This is a genomic window from Streptomyces sp. NPDC055400, from assembly GCF_053644375.1.
Genome location: NZ_JBSHLM010000001.1, coordinates 764348 through 778011, shown reverse-complemented (window position 1 = coordinate 778011; position 13664 = coordinate 764348). Strand labels below are relative to the sequence as shown.

The window sequence follows — 13664 nt, the reverse complement described above, 5'->3', positions numbered from 1 at the left end:
TGGAGACAACTTGCGGACGTGACGTGCAGCAACGGTGACTACAGCACGTCAGTGTCGGTGTAGCGGCAGCCAGGCGTCGCCGCCTTGATCACCTGCACGCCGTCATAGGGCGCGAAGTCCCTTTGACAGTTCAAGGACATCAACCCGGCAGCCTTGATCTCTTGTGCCACGGCGGCCTCGCCTTCGTCGCCGCCGACGGCTGCGATCACGTTCACAGAAAATCCGTCGCCAACCAGCTCGCCGTTCGAGGCACTCGTAGTGTCGTTCTTCTTCAGGAGCTTCTCGGCGACAGCCTTGTCGAACAAGCGGAACTCAATGTTCGCGTTCTTGTAGTGGCACCAGCCCTTACGGGTCACTCCCCATGCCTTGTCAGCCTGGTCGATCTCCGGGTCGTCCCTGGTGAGCGACAGGCACGGGCCAACGGCTGGCTTCAAGATTGCAGCGATGTCGTCAAGTGAGCTCGCTCGCGGCAGCGTCCTGGGCCACTGCGTTTCCTGGCCTTCTGCCGATGCTCCTTCGTTGGCGGGTGCGCCCTGCTGGGAATCCCTATCGGCAGAGTCATCCTGAAGTTGTTGATAGAGGCCCGCCCCTCCGCCGATGAGTGCGAGCAGGACGATCCCACTGATCCCCATCCTGACATTGCGGCGTGAGTTGTCGATATCCCGGCCAGCGAGCTGATTCCTGTTTCCAACGTTTCCGCCGATGTCGAGGCCACCAGCGGTGATGCCGCCGGCCGCGGGACCCGTTCCCACAGATTCGGCGAGAGTGGCTGCCACAGCCGCGCGCAGCATCTGCGCGAACTGGGCATCAGCCTCGGCCTCTGCCCTGAGTGCATCGGCCGCTTCTTGCCGCCGTTGGTCGTTCGGCAGATCTTGTTCGAGCCGGAGATACGCCTGGGCGCCTGACGGGCTTCCCGCAAGCCGCCGCGAGATGAGTTCTTGCACGGCCTGTGTGGCTGTGTTCTGAACGACCCCGCCCAGGAAGTCCGCCGCGATCGAGACTGCTTGAGAGGAAAGACCCGACAGCTCCATACTCACCCCGTGATCTTGGATAGTTCGCCTAGTGGACTTCGTTGGACGCTGATGGGACACGCCGATGCGGCCGACTGCATCTGTCTGGTAGTTCACTCCACTGGTCGTGATCCAGTGGAGACAGTGCACAGGCCCGGCGTTGGCTTGAGCTGAGGTCTGGCCCCACGGGTAATGAGGCACTTGGGTGGAATCCAACGAAACCAATGCCGGTGTGTTCACCCGCCACGACCCCGTGCCCGTCCACCGGCACGCCGCCGGGGGCACACCGCAGGAGAAGTACGCCCGCGGTGTGGGTACTTGAGCTGCAAGCTGCCCCGCCCGGTGATCTCAATCCGTCGTCCTCCCCATCGTGGAGGTCGTCGACACACGCCAACCCCCTGATGTGGCGGTGAAGGCTGACCGCCGAGCAGCGGGCCCCTCGACGCAGGGACCTGGGAAGAGGCATAGCGCGGCTGCGAGGGCCGCGCCGACCGCGGCCAGTACTCCCGTGGCGTCGTCCGCGAGCCAGCGTAGTTGCCTCAGCGATCGGACGATCTTCGCCCGCGCGCCCGCCAGGTCCGCCTCCTCGGGTCCGGCGGCTTCGGCTCGCATGGCCGCCTCGTGGCCTCGTTCGATCAGATCCTGCGCATCCGGCATAGGACCGGGATCGTGTTCTTCGCGGTCCCGCGCACAGCGCAGTTCCTCGCGCGCCGCCCTGAAGAGCCGGTCCAGCGGGAGTGGCGCCCCGGTCGGCGGGAGCGAGGAGTCCCTGGAGACCGAGACCGGTCCCCGGCTCTCCCCCTGCACGCCCATCACGGAACCCGTGTCGGTGAACGTCATCCTCGGCTGGTCCCCCCGGCATGGACGGCTCCTCGCGTCTGCTCTCGTGCGCTATTGCTCTGCGGGCGGGTGGTCTCCGGTCGTACGTGCTCTGTGGTGCTCGCCGTAAGGCCAGGGGGAATTGGGGGTACGCGGGACCGGGAGGCTCCTGCGACGGCCGTGTCCCCCGTCCGTCCGTCGCCGGCTCCGCCCCTCCCCCCGGGTCCCAGTCCCGGTCCCGCATCCCTGTGACGACGGTAGGAGCACGATGAGGAAGCGCCCACGCCATTGCACGCAGTCTCTTCACCACCGAGCGCAGTCCTCGATGCGGCCGGTGGTGCTTCACTGGAGTTCGGTGCGGCTGGGCGGGGAGACAACTCATGGATCGGGAACAAGCGGCGGGCATCGCAGGCAACTTGGAGAGCGGCTCGGTCGACCGTTCGCAACCGCCCTCGCGATCGACCGGGCAGCCGTCCTTGCTTATGACACGGTCCGAGGAACTGCAGGATGCTGCGTCCAGCCTGCTCCTGCCGCTGCGGGTGACCGCCCCCCACACGCGTCCCTTCCGGGCCCGCGTCGACTCCGCCGGCGAGGGCCTGGTACGCGTCGGCATAGTGCGCTCCACCCCGCACACGGTCCGCCGGGGGCCGCGCATCATGTCCTCGACCGACCCGGACCTGTTCAAGGTCACCCTGCACCGCCGCGGTAGCGCCCTGGCCAGCCAGGATGGCCGCCAACACCGGGTCGCCACTGGCGAACTCCTCGCCATGGACACCAGCCGCACCTACGAGCTGGTCCTTCCCGAGCAGTGCGAGGTAGTCGTCCTCGGCCTGCCCCGGGATCTCCTCGGCCCGCACGCCAAGGCCCTGACCCGGCGCAGCGGGACCAGCGTTCCCACCAACGCGGGGGTACGGGCCCTGTGTGCCGCAGTACTGTCCGGGGCCGGTGACCACCTCGACGCCCTCGCCGCCCCGCGCGCGGCCCGCTCGATGGCCGACGCACTGACCGGCCTGCTGATCAGCGCCCTGGCCGACACCCCGGCCGAGCGCGTCGAACTGCCCGGGCTCTGCCTCCTCGAACGGATCCGGGGATACGCCCTGGCCAACATCCGCAACCCGGACCTGACGGGCGCGGCCGTAGCCCGCGCGCACCACATCTCCTTACGTCGACTGCAACAGCTATTCCAGGGGCAGGAACGCACCTTCCATGCCTGGCTGCTCCACGAGCGCCTCCGCCGCATCTACCACGACCTGAGCGACCCCGTCCTCCGTTCCCGGCCGGCCTCAGCGATCGCGGAGAGCTGGGGAATCCGAGACACCGCCCACCTGGCCAGACGGCTGAGAAAGGAGTTCGGCTGCACGGTCACCGACCTCCGCCAGGCCGACCAAGGCTGAGAGGACGTTCCGTCGAGGCGTGCAGATCTACGACGGCGATCACGGAGATCCCGATGGTGGTGATGCTGCTGCCCGCGACCGTGATGGCTTGACCACCCCAGTAGCTGCGGAAATCCCGGTGCTGCCACAAGCTGCCGAACCGGCCAGATGACATTGGGGTGCTGCTTGGCATCAGCTCGTCTCCTCCGGCAGTGATGAGTCCTGCGCGGCCGGGACGGGCTGGGACGGACTGGTTTCACGGTCTGGCACGGCGGCACGGTCTGGTGCGGATGATCGGCGGCGGATGGTGTCGCGGAGGGAAGCGGTGGCCAAGGTGAGGGCGTTGCCGTCACGTAGGGCGATGGCGTGGTGCAGGTCCTCCACCGCGGCGAGAAGAGCAGCCTCGGCGAGGACGAGCAGCTCGGTGTCTTCGAGAGTGCGGCCGTACGAAGTGAAGAAGGCCTTGTTCAGATGCGGGTGCTCGGACCACAAGGCGCTGCTGCGCGCGAAGTCCATTACAGCAGGGAGGACTTGGGCTCGACCGACCCCAGTCAGCGACAGGTTCTGGGCTTGGTGATTCCACCGCCAGGCCGAGGTCCCGAACGTGCCGTGGCAGAACGCCACCGGCAGCGCCTCTTCATGCTCCAGGAGCCTATCCGCACTGCGGCGTACGATCTCGGCCTCTTCGAGACTCAGCCACCGGGTGGTGCGGTCGAGTCGGCGCACGATGTGCTGGGTGTAGTGGGCGAGGTGCCGGACGGCTTGAGCGCGGGCATCGGGGATCTGGTCGACGCTGTCATGCAGGATGGCCAGCAGGCGCCCAGCGTCCTGATGGATGCGGGGCAGGATGTGTAGCGAGGCCTCGTCGTCGACGGGCCTGCCACGTGGGTGCGTGGTCAGCAGGGTGTGCAACCGCGGCTCGCTGGCAATCAGCCGCGGCCCATGGCTCGGGCCGAGGCGGTGGATCGCCTTCTTGTAGGCGATTACCTCACGCCGGAAGTCCACGTCGGTACGGGCTACGCGTATGTCGACGAGCCCTTGCGGCGTTGAGACGCGCCATGAGTGTGCACCACTGAGATCCATGGGGAGCGGCCACGGGGCGAGGGCGCCGATGCGCGTCTTGGCCCATTCGGCGACCTGCGCCGGGACCGGCACAGGCAGGGCCTGGCGGGGTCGGGGGACAGTGTGTGGACTCATGAGCGTGTGGGGGACGGAGGAGCGTCGGACAGAGGTGGGCGTGGCGAAGGGACAGGAACACCGTTGGGGTTGGGCTCACTTTGGTACTGGGCGGCCTGAATCCGGTACAGGTCGCGGAAGACCTTCGGGCCTTCGACATCATCGGACAGCAGCTCGTTGAATGTTCCCGACTCCACGACGCGGCCGTCGTCGAGGACGTGGATCAGGTCTGCGGCCCTCACCGAGCCGAGGCGGTGTGTGATGAGGATGACCGTCTGACCTGCGTCAGCGAGCCTGCGGATCTGGTCGAAGAGCTGTTGCTCTGCCTTCGCGTCGAGCGCCGAAGTCGGTTCGTCGACGATGAGTACCTGGCCACGGCGGTAGTGCGCCCGGCTCAGTCCGAGGAGCTGCCACTGGCCCCCGGAGAGGTTGTGGCCGCCCTTGTAGCCGCGGGCCAGCAGCGTCTTCCAGCTGCGGGGCAATTCCTCGATGAGGCTCTCTGCGCCGGCGTATTGGGCCGCGGCCTCAACCCGCTCTTGGTCCTGTGGTTCTTCGGTGCGGCCGATGCTGATGTTGACGTCCGCGGTGAAGGGCCAACGGTAAAAATCTTGGCCCACGACAGCGATCCGGGAGACCAGTTCTTGTCGGCAGGCTTTGGTGGCATCGACTTCGTCCCACAGGATGCGTCCGGAGTCCGGCTGGTAGAGCCCGCACAACAATTTGATGAGTGTGGTCTTGCCGCTGCCGTTCGCACCCACCAGGGCGACGATCTTGCCGGTCGGGATGGTCAGGCTGGCTCCGTCGAGAGCGCGCTTGTTGCTCTTGCCTTGGTAAGTGAACCCGACGTCCTCGAAAGTGATCTGTGCCGGTTCCTTCGGCAGTGGCAGGCCACCTGTGGGGATCGTCCGTTTGACGGCTTCCTCGCACAGGCGGTGTAGGTCGCCGACGAACATGGACTCCTCGTACACCCAGTTGACCTGTAGGACCAGGCTGTTGAGGCTGGAGGAGCCACTGCGAATGGCGAGAACAGCGGTGCCGCCGACCGAGAGGGCCATGACCCCGGTCCACAGCAGACCACCGAGCGTGGCGTACGCGGCGGCCGCCGCGATTCCCGTCCAGGCCGCGGCGACCAGCCCGGTGCGGGCCGCTAGCCGGGCGAGTCTCTCCTGCTCGGCTTCCTGCGACTGGGACATGGCCCGGAAGTGATGCAACAGGAACGGGCCGACGTGGTGAACACGGATCTCGGACGCTGCCTCGGTGGAGAACAATAGACGGCTGATCAACTGCCCGGCCCGCGAGTGCTGCACCCACGCATGGAAGGACGTGTACCGCCGTCGTGCGACCGACAGAGCAGCCCATGCGCTGGGCAGCGTCATCGCCACGAGCATGATCAAAAGAATCGGATGCAGGATAGTGAGGACACTCGCCGCAGCGATCAACGACAAAAGCGCGGTGATGATGTTCTGGCAGTACTTCACCATTCGGCGGGCAGAACCCGCCCCGTAGGAGGCACTGTCGAGGAGCTTGTGGAACTCGTCGTCCTCAATCGCCGAAAGCTCCACGTTGGCCGTGTGCGTCAGATACCGCTCGGTGGCTACCCGCTCGACCTTCGGCTCCAGTTGCCCCGTGCCGGCCGTGGACACGGACCGCAGAACCGCGCCGATCAACGCCGCAATCCCCGCCACGGTCAGTGCCGGAGCGGCCTGAGTCAGCCGCTGTGCGGTCGTGCCGTCGCCGAGGAGATGAGCGAGAACCCGGTTCGCCGCGACGAGACCGACTGCCTGTCCGATGCCTCGGCCGATCTCCGCCAAGGCCACAACCCGCAGAGCAGCCTTGTCCGCTTCCCACGCCAGCTGGCAAGTCGTCGCGACCAGGTGCGGCAGTCGTCTCACCATCGACCGTAAGTTCAGCTGCAGGAACGCCTCGTCGTGCTTGTTCCAGCCCTGGTCATAGCGAAGCGGCCCGCCGAACAGCAGCTGCTCCGATTCGGACACTTCCCCTGTTTGGAGCTCCCCGGTGTGGGACTTTCGCTTCACAGCCAGCCTCCTTCGAGGGGAATCTCGCTGACCGTCGACGACGAGCTCTCGGGATAGCCCCACAGGTCGCAGGCGGCCCGGATCGCGGCATCGGCCTGGCGGCGGGCCTGCTCATCCCAGCCGAACAGATCGACGATCCGGTGCGGCGCCGCGAGTAGTCGGATCATGGTCGAGCCAGTCGCAGGATCCACGGCGGAGGCACCGATGTGGGTGACGGCGGCAGCCATCCGCACCCGGGCGCGCGGTCCGTTGCCGTCGTACGCGTCGCTGATCTCGTCGTGCAGGTAGCCGAGGTAATGGGCTGGCCCGAGGGCGAGTTGGGCCTCCTCGGCTGCCTCACGCTCCAGCGTGGCCGACGGATCGTCATGGTCTTCGTCTTCGACCTGGCCGCCGGGCAGCACCGGCAGCATGTACGTGGTGTCGATCAGCGCGATGCAGCGGCCGTCCGGGACGAACAGCCACCCCCAGGACTGCGTGACTTTGAGATCGTCGGGCACGTCCTCGCCGTCGTGCCAGGGCCATTCCATCGAGTGGCGGCGCCGGGCCAGGGGACCAATGCGCTCTAAGGCGGGCAGCGTGAGTTCAGGTTCGGGCAACGGAATCTCCTCGGTGGCGCGGTCGGCGATCAGGGCAATTCGAGCTGGGTCGGCGCACCGGCCCGTGGGCGCCTGCTGGAGACGCGGACGAGACCGGTCAGGCTGGTGATGACGTGGCTGCGGGCGGCCTCGGTCAGCAGCGTGCGGAACAGAGAGGCGGTGACGCCCACGTCGTCCATCGCCCGATGCCGATGTGCAGGTTGAGGGATTCCGTAGTGAGCCAAGAGCGCGTCGAGGTTGTACGCCGGCAGATCAGGGGCGAGGTGCTTGGCGAGCAGCCGTGTATCCACGATCCGGGTGTAGGCGAGCCGGGGGCACGCTTCTCGGTATGCGTAAATGATGTTGCCTTCGACCGGGGCGTGGTGGGCCACCAGCAGCACGGGCCGCTGCGGCAACTCCTCGTCCAGAGCACGCAAGACGGTGACGGCCGGTGAGGCATCGGCAACATCCTCCGGCGTGATCCCGTTCTGTATGACGCCGAACGGCAGCACAGGAGCATGGGCAGGCGGCCGGATCAATGACTGGAACGAGAAGCCACTGCGTACCGGGCCGCGACCCGGCTCGTGCTTCAGGCCTAGCGCGGCGACCTCGATCGGCTCGGGAGGAGCGCCCTTCGGGGTGGTGCCCTCGAAGTCGATCACCACGAAGTGGGTGTCTTGGAAGGCAGGATCCTCGGCCAATCGCTTGTAGCCCGGCCTGACAGCGTCGGTCATCGGCGCTCCCCGGGGAGGCGAGCTGAGGTTCTGAGCGTGTCCTCAAGATCGTCAAGACTGTCGAGGAGGCGGCGAATGCTGGTCTGCCGCTCTCGCCAGTGTTGCTTCAGGTCGACCTTGCCCTCGTATGGCAGGTCGTATTCGGCGGTGGTCGAGCCGTAGAAGCTGAACAGCATGTAGAGCAGTGCGATCCGGCCGCAGGCCAGAACATCTTCCAAGGGGAGGGTGGGGTTCTCCGAGCGGTACGCGGACACCATCGCCGTCGCGCAAGCCGGCCACTGATCGCTGGCAGCGACCGTGCGGGGGTCGAAAGCTGCACGGCCCAACTCCCAGGCAGGAAACGCCTGGGCGCCGCGGAAGTCGATGATGCCGGTGACGACATCGGTCAGGACCAGCATGTTGGGGCGGACGAAGTCTGCGTGAAGTGCCTGCGTCACCAGATGTGGGGGCAGACCATCGCGGAGCCGGGCGACATGGGCGATCAAGTCCTGGCGCCGTCGGTCGAGCTGAGCACGGATCTGGGGCAGATCGTCGTCACCTTGCCGCCTCGCCAAGGACAGCGCACTGTCGCAACGCGCCACGGCATTCGCCACGGGCTCCGTTTGCCACCGGGACTCCTGGACGCGCTCTGGCATCGGGTACGCGGCCAGGACCCGGTGCATCTTCCCGAGCACCATGCCGATGTGTTCCGCACGCGGCACTGTCATCGCCCCGGTGGCTACGCGACCGGGAGCCTCGTCGACCACGGCCCAGGCGCTTCCCTCGGCGAGAGCGACCAGGTCGCCGTCACGGTCGGGCCACACACGCGGTACCGGGAGATCAGCGGCCCGGCAGAACTCCGCCATGTCCCATGCGGAGCGAGCCGCATTCACATCGGTGCTCGACGCGTACTCCTTGACGAACAATCGGTGTCCACCGGTCGTCAGCACACGCCGGTTGATGGTGTCGGTCCCGACCGGAACCTTTTCGACGGCCTCGACCGTCAGCCCGTAGCGGTCAGCCAATACGTCGACTACAAGATCGTTACCCCAGACGTCGGCCATCCTGTTCACCGCTTTCCGTGTGGTGAGGGGCGTCGGGCGGTGAGCAGCGTGAACGCGTTGTTCTCCAGGAGCACGCCATCGGTGGTGAAGTGCGCCAGGACGGTCTTCACCGCAGACTCGAAGTTCTCCCGGTGCTCTTTGAAGAGATGCGGGGCCGCGAACGATGTCGAGTACAGGTAGCCGATGACGTTCTCTGGGATCCAGGTCCGGCGAACGGGGACCACCGTCTCGGTGACCTCGCTGAATGCTGAAGCACGGAGCACTTCAGCGTACGGTGGCCCGCCTGCCTCGAAAGCTCGGCGCCCAGCGCGGCGCTGTGCGCCGAGGAAGTCCTGCACGACGTCGCGGACCGCACGCTGCCAGGGGTTGCCGGCCGTCCACAGGCTGCGGTCGCTGAACACGGCGACGACACCGTCCGGTGCGACGTACTCACCGAGCCGATTCATCACGGCTGGTTGATCCAGCCAGTGGAAGACACGGCAGAGCGTCACCAGATGCGGCTGCCAGTCCGCAGCCGGGGCGAACTCCTCGGCCGGCCCGTGGTGAAGATGCAGCTGGCTCCCGCGCTGAAGACGTGGTCGCAAGGACGCTTCCGCGGCCGCGATCATGTCCGCTTCGGGGTCGAGGGCGACGATGTCATCGAACCGGTCCAGTAGAGCCTCGACGACCAACCCAGGGCCCGTCCCGATGTCGAGGAGCCGCCGAGGGGAGGCGGAGGGCGCGATCCGATCGAGCAGTGCGGTCAGTTCGTTGGGGAGGCATGGCCTGAACTGCCGGTAGAACCCCGAGGTGCCGGTGAAGTCGCTCATCGCCCCCTGCCCACTTGTAGTCCAGCGTGGTGCTCGGCTTCGAGGTGCAGGAGCATGGTGTGGGCTTCGTCGACGGATTCAATGTCGTGGTGCTCGATGCCCCAGCGCAGGGCGCTGACGGCATCAAGTGCGGCGTATGCGGCGCAAGCATGGCGCTCATCAATGGTGAGCGTGCGTCCGTAGCCGGCCTTGAACGCTGCTTCCAGGTCTTGGCGTCCACGCAGGATGCGGTACGTCAGTCGAGGCAAGTCCCGCCATACGGCCGCTTCGATGCAGGTCCGCTCGAAGTCGATGACTCTCAACCGCTGTTCGGCTTGCTCCCACAGCCAGTTCCTGGGCATGAAGTCGCCGTGCGACACCACACGGGGGAGCTCGGCGGGGGCTCTGCTGGTGAGGGAGCGGAGCACCGCCACGTCATCGGCTGTCAGGTGCAGCGCGGCACTGGCGAGCATCTTCTCGACGCTCTGTTCCCAACTCGCTGTACTCGCCGCCGACTCGGGCTCCCCGGGATCTGCGGCATTGAGTCGCGCGAGGAGCTGACCGGCCTGGCGGTACGCCTCCTGCTCCTCTTTCGCGTCCAGCCGGAGATGCCGGATAGGACGGCCGGGCACTTTGGTGATCACGATGGCGCACGCCTCGTCGTCCACGGCCTCCAAAGTGGGAGCCCGATCCTGTCCGAGCGCAGCAGCCCAGCCTTGTTGGTAGGCGCGCACTTCACGCCGGTGCAGCTTGGGACCCGGGTTCAGCTTGGCCAACCACCCACGCCCGTCCGGGGCTTCGACCTCCCACACGAAAGGCCGTCCATCGCCGGGCGACGAGTGATCGGCGACGACGCTGAAGCTGCTGGTCACCGACGCCACCAAGCGGTGGACTGTCTCGGGCATGTCGGTCACGGTGGTACGTCCTCCCGTATGTGGAACCAATACGCACCACCATGTGTGATCGATTGAGCGCGCATGGTGATGTCTCGTGGGTGCGTAGCTTGCCAACAGCCACTGACAATCCACCCCCAGCAGGCTCTGGCCGGGCCGAACAGGGCGGCACCAGAGTCCGCTGACACGCTCCGGACCGGGTGGTGACGGGGAATCAAAGATGTGGCGGAAAGCCCGCGTTCGCACATCCGCCTGGTGATATCACTGGGGTGATTGCGCCCAACGCAGATCCCGGCCAGGATCTCCGCTCTGGTGGGAGGCGGTAGTGGCACGCGACGAAGAACGGCGATGCACCCGGTGCGGGAATCCCCTGAGCCGGTACAACAACGATGAGCGATGCGCCGCGTGCACTCGCTCCGCCGAGACCGAGCCCGCAGCGCCGCCGCGGGTGCCAGAACATGTGTGGGAGAACCCCGACGTATCCGCAGCCCTAGCCGCCTGGGACTTCGGCGCAGCCTTCCGGCTGATCCGACAGATCGCCTCCTTACGTCAGGAGGACATGGCGACGATCACCGGCCTGAGCCAATCGTTTCTCTCGACGCTCGAATCAGGCACACGCCGCCTCGTCAACATCGACAAGATCATCACTGTCCTGCAGCAAATGGAAGTCCCCCCGCACATCGCGCCGACCCTCATCCCGGGAACTGCCACCCCACACGGGCTCCAGGCCCACGCCGCCCTCACCGCGATATCCACCCCCGCGTGGGAGAACCCGCTGGACATCGCGAAAAGGCTCAGCGCCACCACCTCCTCCAACATTGATCCGGCCACGGCCGGACTCCTGGAGCAAGGCGTGGCGGATCTCGTCGACCGCTATGAGACCGAAGGCCCACAACGCCTCGCTCCAGAGGCCGTCAACCTGCGCAACTTCATCCAGGACCGGCTGGACGGCCGACAACCGCCGCGCCAGCGCGAAGCCCTCTTCCGGCTCGCGGCGCAAGCCTCTGGACTACTCGGCTATATGGCAGTGAACGCCGGCCGGGAAGCACTGGCGAACGCCTACTGCACGGAGGCCGAGGAACTCGCGAAAGAGATCGCCGACCACGAGCTGATCATGTGGACACACGGCACGCGATCACTCAACGCCTACTACGCAGGCCACTACGACCAGGCCGTCAGATGGGCCGCCACGGGACTCGCGATCGACCCGGCCCACCCACAAGCCATCCGACTCCAGTCCAACGGGCTCGCCAGGGCGCTGGGCAAACTCGGCGACCGTGCCGGCGCCGAGCGCGCGATCGCAGCAGCAGAAGACCTGAGCTGCCAGCACACCGTCTCCGCGAGACTGACCTCCTGCATCTCCTTCGAGCCGTACGGCACGGCCCGGACGCTGGCCAACGCTGCGACCGTCCACGTCGCGCTCGCCAACGCCCCACGCGTCCTCGCCTACGCCGACCAGATCGACGAACTCATCGAACAATCCGACTCCGCCTGGAGCCAGGCACTCGTCCGCCTCGACGTCGCCACCGCCCTCCTCGCAGGCCCTCGTCCCGACGTCGAGCACGCGATGGTCCTGGGCCGGCAAGTCCTCGAAGCCGGTGGCGGGCCCCCGATCCGCTCCGTAGTGCAACGCGCAGGCGAACTCCATGCCAAAGCCAACGACTGGAGGAACCTGCCCGTCGTCAGGGAGTACGCCGACGCCCTACGCTCCTGGCAGACAGACCCCCAAACCAGAGACTCGGCGAAGCCTGCAAAAATGTCCCCGCCGACAGAGCACACGAGAGGGGCAGCGGATGCAGCTCACGGCCGACCCGGGCGCATTCCCTCCCACCCCTCCACCCAGCACCACTGACGCATCGGCGATCGCAGACCACGACTGGGCTGCCTTCGCCAACGTCGAAGAGATGACCAACCACTGGGACCGGCCCGGCTGGACCTCCTCGACCCGCGCCTACTACTGGATGCTCACCTTCCCCGACGCGGACCAGCTCATCGATCAAGCACGCCACTGCCAGAAGCAGCTCCAGCGTCTCGGCTTCGACGATGTTGACGAAGATGCCCTCCACCTGACGCTGGGACGCATCGGCACCGCCGACCAGGTAGCCCCCAGGCAGTTGGACCACTTGATCGCCACCGCCCATGTGGTTCGGCCTGAGGCCTTCACCCTCCGGGCGGTGCCGCTCACCGCATCCCGCGGAGCGATCCGCTACAGCGTGGTCCCTTGGACATCGACCATCGACTTGCACGCCGCCCTCGGCAGAGCCGGCTCCGCAGTCGGACTGCTGCCGAAGAAGCCGACGTCCGCTCTCCGCCCGCACATCGGCATCGCCTACAGCAACCGACGCATGCCCGCGCACCTCGTGAGAGACGCCGTACTGCCCCTCCGTTCCCTGGACTCCGTGACTGTGCCTGTGCAGCGGGTTCGACTAGTCGAACTGCGCCGTGAAGGACACGCCTACCGCTGGGACGTCATCCACGAGCTGGAGTTGCGCTGAGGAAGTCCGCAGGTCTCACCTCGAGCGACTCGTCGAGCCACCCGTAGCTCCAGCCAAGCGCGACGAGCTGGACATCGTTCGCGGCCCCGGCACGATCCCGCACGAGCTTCCGCCGGCGTTTCGCAGTGTCACGGGAGATTCGACATGCGTCGGCAATCTCCGGGGTTGCTGCCCCTGAAGCGACCAACTGGACCATGTGCAACTCGATCTCTTCCCAGATGCCGCCGTAGGCAGCCTGCTCGGGGCGCGGAAGCTGCCGGGTGCCATACGCGATGTGCAGGAGCGGGGCACGCCCGCTCACACCGGTCCGGCGCCCCATCGCCTGCACTTGGGTGGCCAGGGTGCCGGTAGTGATGTCCAAGTCGAGGGCCACGCTCGCACTACTGGCACCGGTCGCCAGCTTGGCGAGGATGCACAGGTGGGCTGGGGTGAATCGGTGCGCGCTGAGATCTCAAACGCCCTCTGACAATGCGTTTTGACCTGGTCATCTGCGCACCAGCGCGGGGAGAACCGTGCCTGAGGCCATCTCGACGAGGGACTCGTCGAGCACCCCGTACTTCCAGCCCAGCGTCACGAGGTGCGGGTCGTTGTCCGCCTCGACGCGCTCTCGCAGCTCCCGAACCCGCCGCACGGCTTCGTCGCGGCTGATGCGGGCCGCCTCCGCGTAGTCCTTCGATGTCGCACCAGCGGCGACCATCCGCCAGGTCGTGATCTCCGCCTCC

15 protein-coding genes are annotated in these 13664 nt (G+C 66.8%); 4 read left to right on the top strand and 11 right to left on the bottom strand.

The features are described from left to right. Positions 1 to 38: 38 nt before the first annotated feature. Both ACWIGU_RS03375 and ACWIGU_RS03370 read right to left on the bottom strand, forming a co-directional pair. Entirely contained in the window at positions 39 to 1037 is a 999-nt protein-coding gene (locus tag ACWIGU_RS03375) for a hypothetical protein (RefSeq protein ID WP_454396888.1), read from the bottom strand. A gap of 321 nt (positions 1038 to 1358) precedes the next feature. Next, the gene (locus ACWIGU_RS03370; protein ID WP_454396886.1) at positions 1359 to 1850 is read right to left on the bottom strand and encodes a hypothetical protein; all 492 of its coding nucleotides are present in this window, start codon (positions 1848 to 1850) and stop codon (positions 1359 to 1361) included. A gap of 461 nt (positions 1851 to 2311) precedes the next feature. Here ACWIGU_RS03370 and ACWIGU_RS03365 point away from each other — a divergent pair, with 461 nt between their 5' ends. Both ACWIGU_RS03365 and ACWIGU_RS03360 read left to right on the top strand, forming a co-directional pair. After that, complete coding sequence (locus tag ACWIGU_RS03365) at positions 2312 to 3223, top strand: AraC-like ligand-binding domain-containing protein (protein WP_454396884.1); 912 nt, start codon at positions 2312 to 2314, stop codon at positions 3221 to 3223. A 19-nt stretch (positions 3224 to 3242) separates the two neighbouring features. After that, entirely contained in the window at positions 3243 to 3374 is a 132-nt protein-coding gene (locus ACWIGU_RS03360; protein WP_454396882.1) for a hypothetical protein, read from the top strand. Positions 3375 to 3394: 20 nt separating this feature from the next. Here ACWIGU_RS03360 and ACWIGU_RS03355 read toward each other — a convergent pair whose 3' ends face one another. From ACWIGU_RS03355 to ACWIGU_RS03325, 7 genes are all read right to left on the bottom strand, one after another. Further along, positions 3395 to 4207 carry a hypothetical protein gene (locus ACWIGU_RS03355; RefSeq protein WP_454396880.1) on the bottom strand — a complete coding sequence of 271 codons (813 nt, stop codon included), beginning with the start codon at positions 4205 to 4207 and terminating at the stop codon, positions 3395 to 3397. A 188-nt stretch (positions 4208 to 4395) separates the two neighbouring features. Continuing rightward, the gene (locus ACWIGU_RS03350) at positions 4396 to 6414 is read right to left on the bottom strand and encodes an ABC transporter ATP-binding protein (RefSeq protein WP_454396878.1); all 2019 of its coding nucleotides are present in this window, start codon (positions 6412 to 6414) and stop codon (positions 4396 to 4398) included. Continuing rightward, complete coding sequence (locus ACWIGU_RS03345) at positions 6411 to 7010, bottom strand: hypothetical protein (RefSeq protein WP_454396876.1); 600 nt, start codon at positions 7008 to 7010, stop codon at positions 6411 to 6413. Before ACWIGU_RS03345 ends, ACWIGU_RS03350 begins: the two co-directional genes overlap by 4 nt. A 29-nt stretch (positions 7011 to 7039) precedes the next feature. Beyond that, positions 7040 to 7723 carry a 3'-5' exonuclease gene (locus tag ACWIGU_RS03340; RefSeq protein ID WP_454396874.1) on the bottom strand — a complete coding sequence of 228 codons (684 nt, stop codon included), beginning with the start codon at positions 7721 to 7723 and terminating at the stop codon, positions 7040 to 7042. Further along, positions 7720 to 8766 carry a phosphotransferase enzyme family protein gene (locus ACWIGU_RS03335; protein ID WP_454396872.1) on the bottom strand — a complete coding sequence of 349 codons (1047 nt, stop codon included), beginning with the start codon at positions 8764 to 8766 and terminating at the stop codon, positions 7720 to 7722. Before ACWIGU_RS03335 ends, ACWIGU_RS03340 begins: the two co-directional genes overlap by 4 nt. Positions 8767 to 8771: 5 nt before the next feature. Beyond that, positions 8772 to 9575, bottom strand: coding sequence for a class I SAM-dependent methyltransferase (locus ACWIGU_RS03330; protein WP_454396870.1), 804 nt, complete (start codon positions 9573 to 9575; stop codon positions 8772 to 8774). Then, positions 9572 to 10459: a phosphotransferase enzyme family protein gene (locus tag ACWIGU_RS03325; protein ID WP_454397267.1), complete on the bottom strand. Its 888-nt coding sequence runs from the start codon at positions 10457 to 10459 to the stop codon at positions 9572 to 9574. The genes ACWIGU_RS03330 and ACWIGU_RS03325 overlap by 4 nt, the downstream gene beginning before the upstream one ends. Before the next feature lie 547 nt (positions 10460 to 11006). On the opposite strand from ACWIGU_RS03325, the gene ACWIGU_RS03320 reads away from it, so the two are divergent. Both ACWIGU_RS03320 and ACWIGU_RS03315 read left to right on the top strand, forming a co-directional pair. Continuing rightward, positions 11007 to 12299: a hypothetical protein gene (locus ACWIGU_RS03320; RefSeq protein ID WP_454396868.1), complete on the top strand. Its 1293-nt coding sequence runs from the start codon at positions 11007 to 11009 to the stop codon at positions 12297 to 12299. Between the two features lie 52 nt (positions 12300 to 12351). Further along, positions 12352 to 12942, top strand: coding sequence for a 2'-5' RNA ligase family protein (locus tag ACWIGU_RS03315; protein ID WP_454396866.1), 591 nt, complete (start codon positions 12352 to 12354; stop codon positions 12940 to 12942). On the opposite strand, the gene ACWIGU_RS03310 is transcribed toward ACWIGU_RS03315, so the two are convergent. Then, entirely contained in the window at positions 12917 to 13315 is a 399-nt protein-coding gene (locus ACWIGU_RS03310; protein ID WP_454396864.1) for a helix-turn-helix domain-containing protein, read from the bottom strand. The two genes, ACWIGU_RS03315 and ACWIGU_RS03310, sit on opposite strands and share 26 nt — an antisense overlap. A 111-nt stretch (positions 13316 to 13426) precedes the next feature. Continuing rightward, complete coding sequence (locus ACWIGU_RS03305; protein ID WP_454397297.1) at positions 13427 to 13639, bottom strand: hypothetical protein; 213 nt, start codon at positions 13637 to 13639, stop codon at positions 13427 to 13429. Positions 13640 to 13664: the final 25 nt, after the last annotated feature.

Excerpts from the sequence above, each read along its gene's own strand:
- ACWIGU_RS03315 (WP_454396866.1), top strand. The coding sequence starts at position 12,352 with ATGACCAACCACTGGGACCGGCCCGGCTGGACCTCCTCGACCCGCGCC.
- ACWIGU_RS03330 (WP_454396870.1), bottom strand. The coding sequence starts at position 9,575 with ATGAGCGACTTCACCGGCACCTCGGGGTTCTACCGGCAGTTCAGGCCA.
- ACWIGU_RS03320 (WP_454396868.1), top strand. The coding sequence starts at position 11,007 with ATGGCGACGATCACCGGCCTGAGCCAATCGTTTCTCTCGACGCTCGAA.
- ACWIGU_RS03365 (WP_454396884.1), top strand. The coding sequence starts at position 2,312 with ATGACACGGTCCGAGGAACTGCAGGATGCTGCGTCCAGCCTGCTCCTG.
- ACWIGU_RS03335 (WP_454396872.1), bottom strand. The coding sequence starts at position 8,766 with ATGGCCGACGTCTGGGGTAACGATCTTGTAGTCGACGTATTGGCTGAC.
- ACWIGU_RS03370 (WP_454396886.1), bottom strand. The coding sequence starts at position 1,850 with ATGACGTTCACCGACACGGGTTCCGTGATGGGCGTGCAGGGGGAGAGC.
- ACWIGU_RS03325 (WP_454397267.1), bottom strand. The coding sequence starts at position 10,459 with ATGCCCGAGACAGTCCACCGCTTGGTGGCGTCGGTGACCAGCAGCTTC.
- ACWIGU_RS03305 (WP_454397297.1), bottom strand. The coding sequence starts at position 13,639 with ATGGTCGCCGCTGGTGCGACATCGAAGGACTACGCGGAGGCGGCCCGC.
- ACWIGU_RS03340 (WP_454396874.1), bottom strand. The coding sequence starts at position 7,723 with ATGACCGACGCTGTCAGGCCGGGCTACAAGCGATTGGCCGAGGATCCT.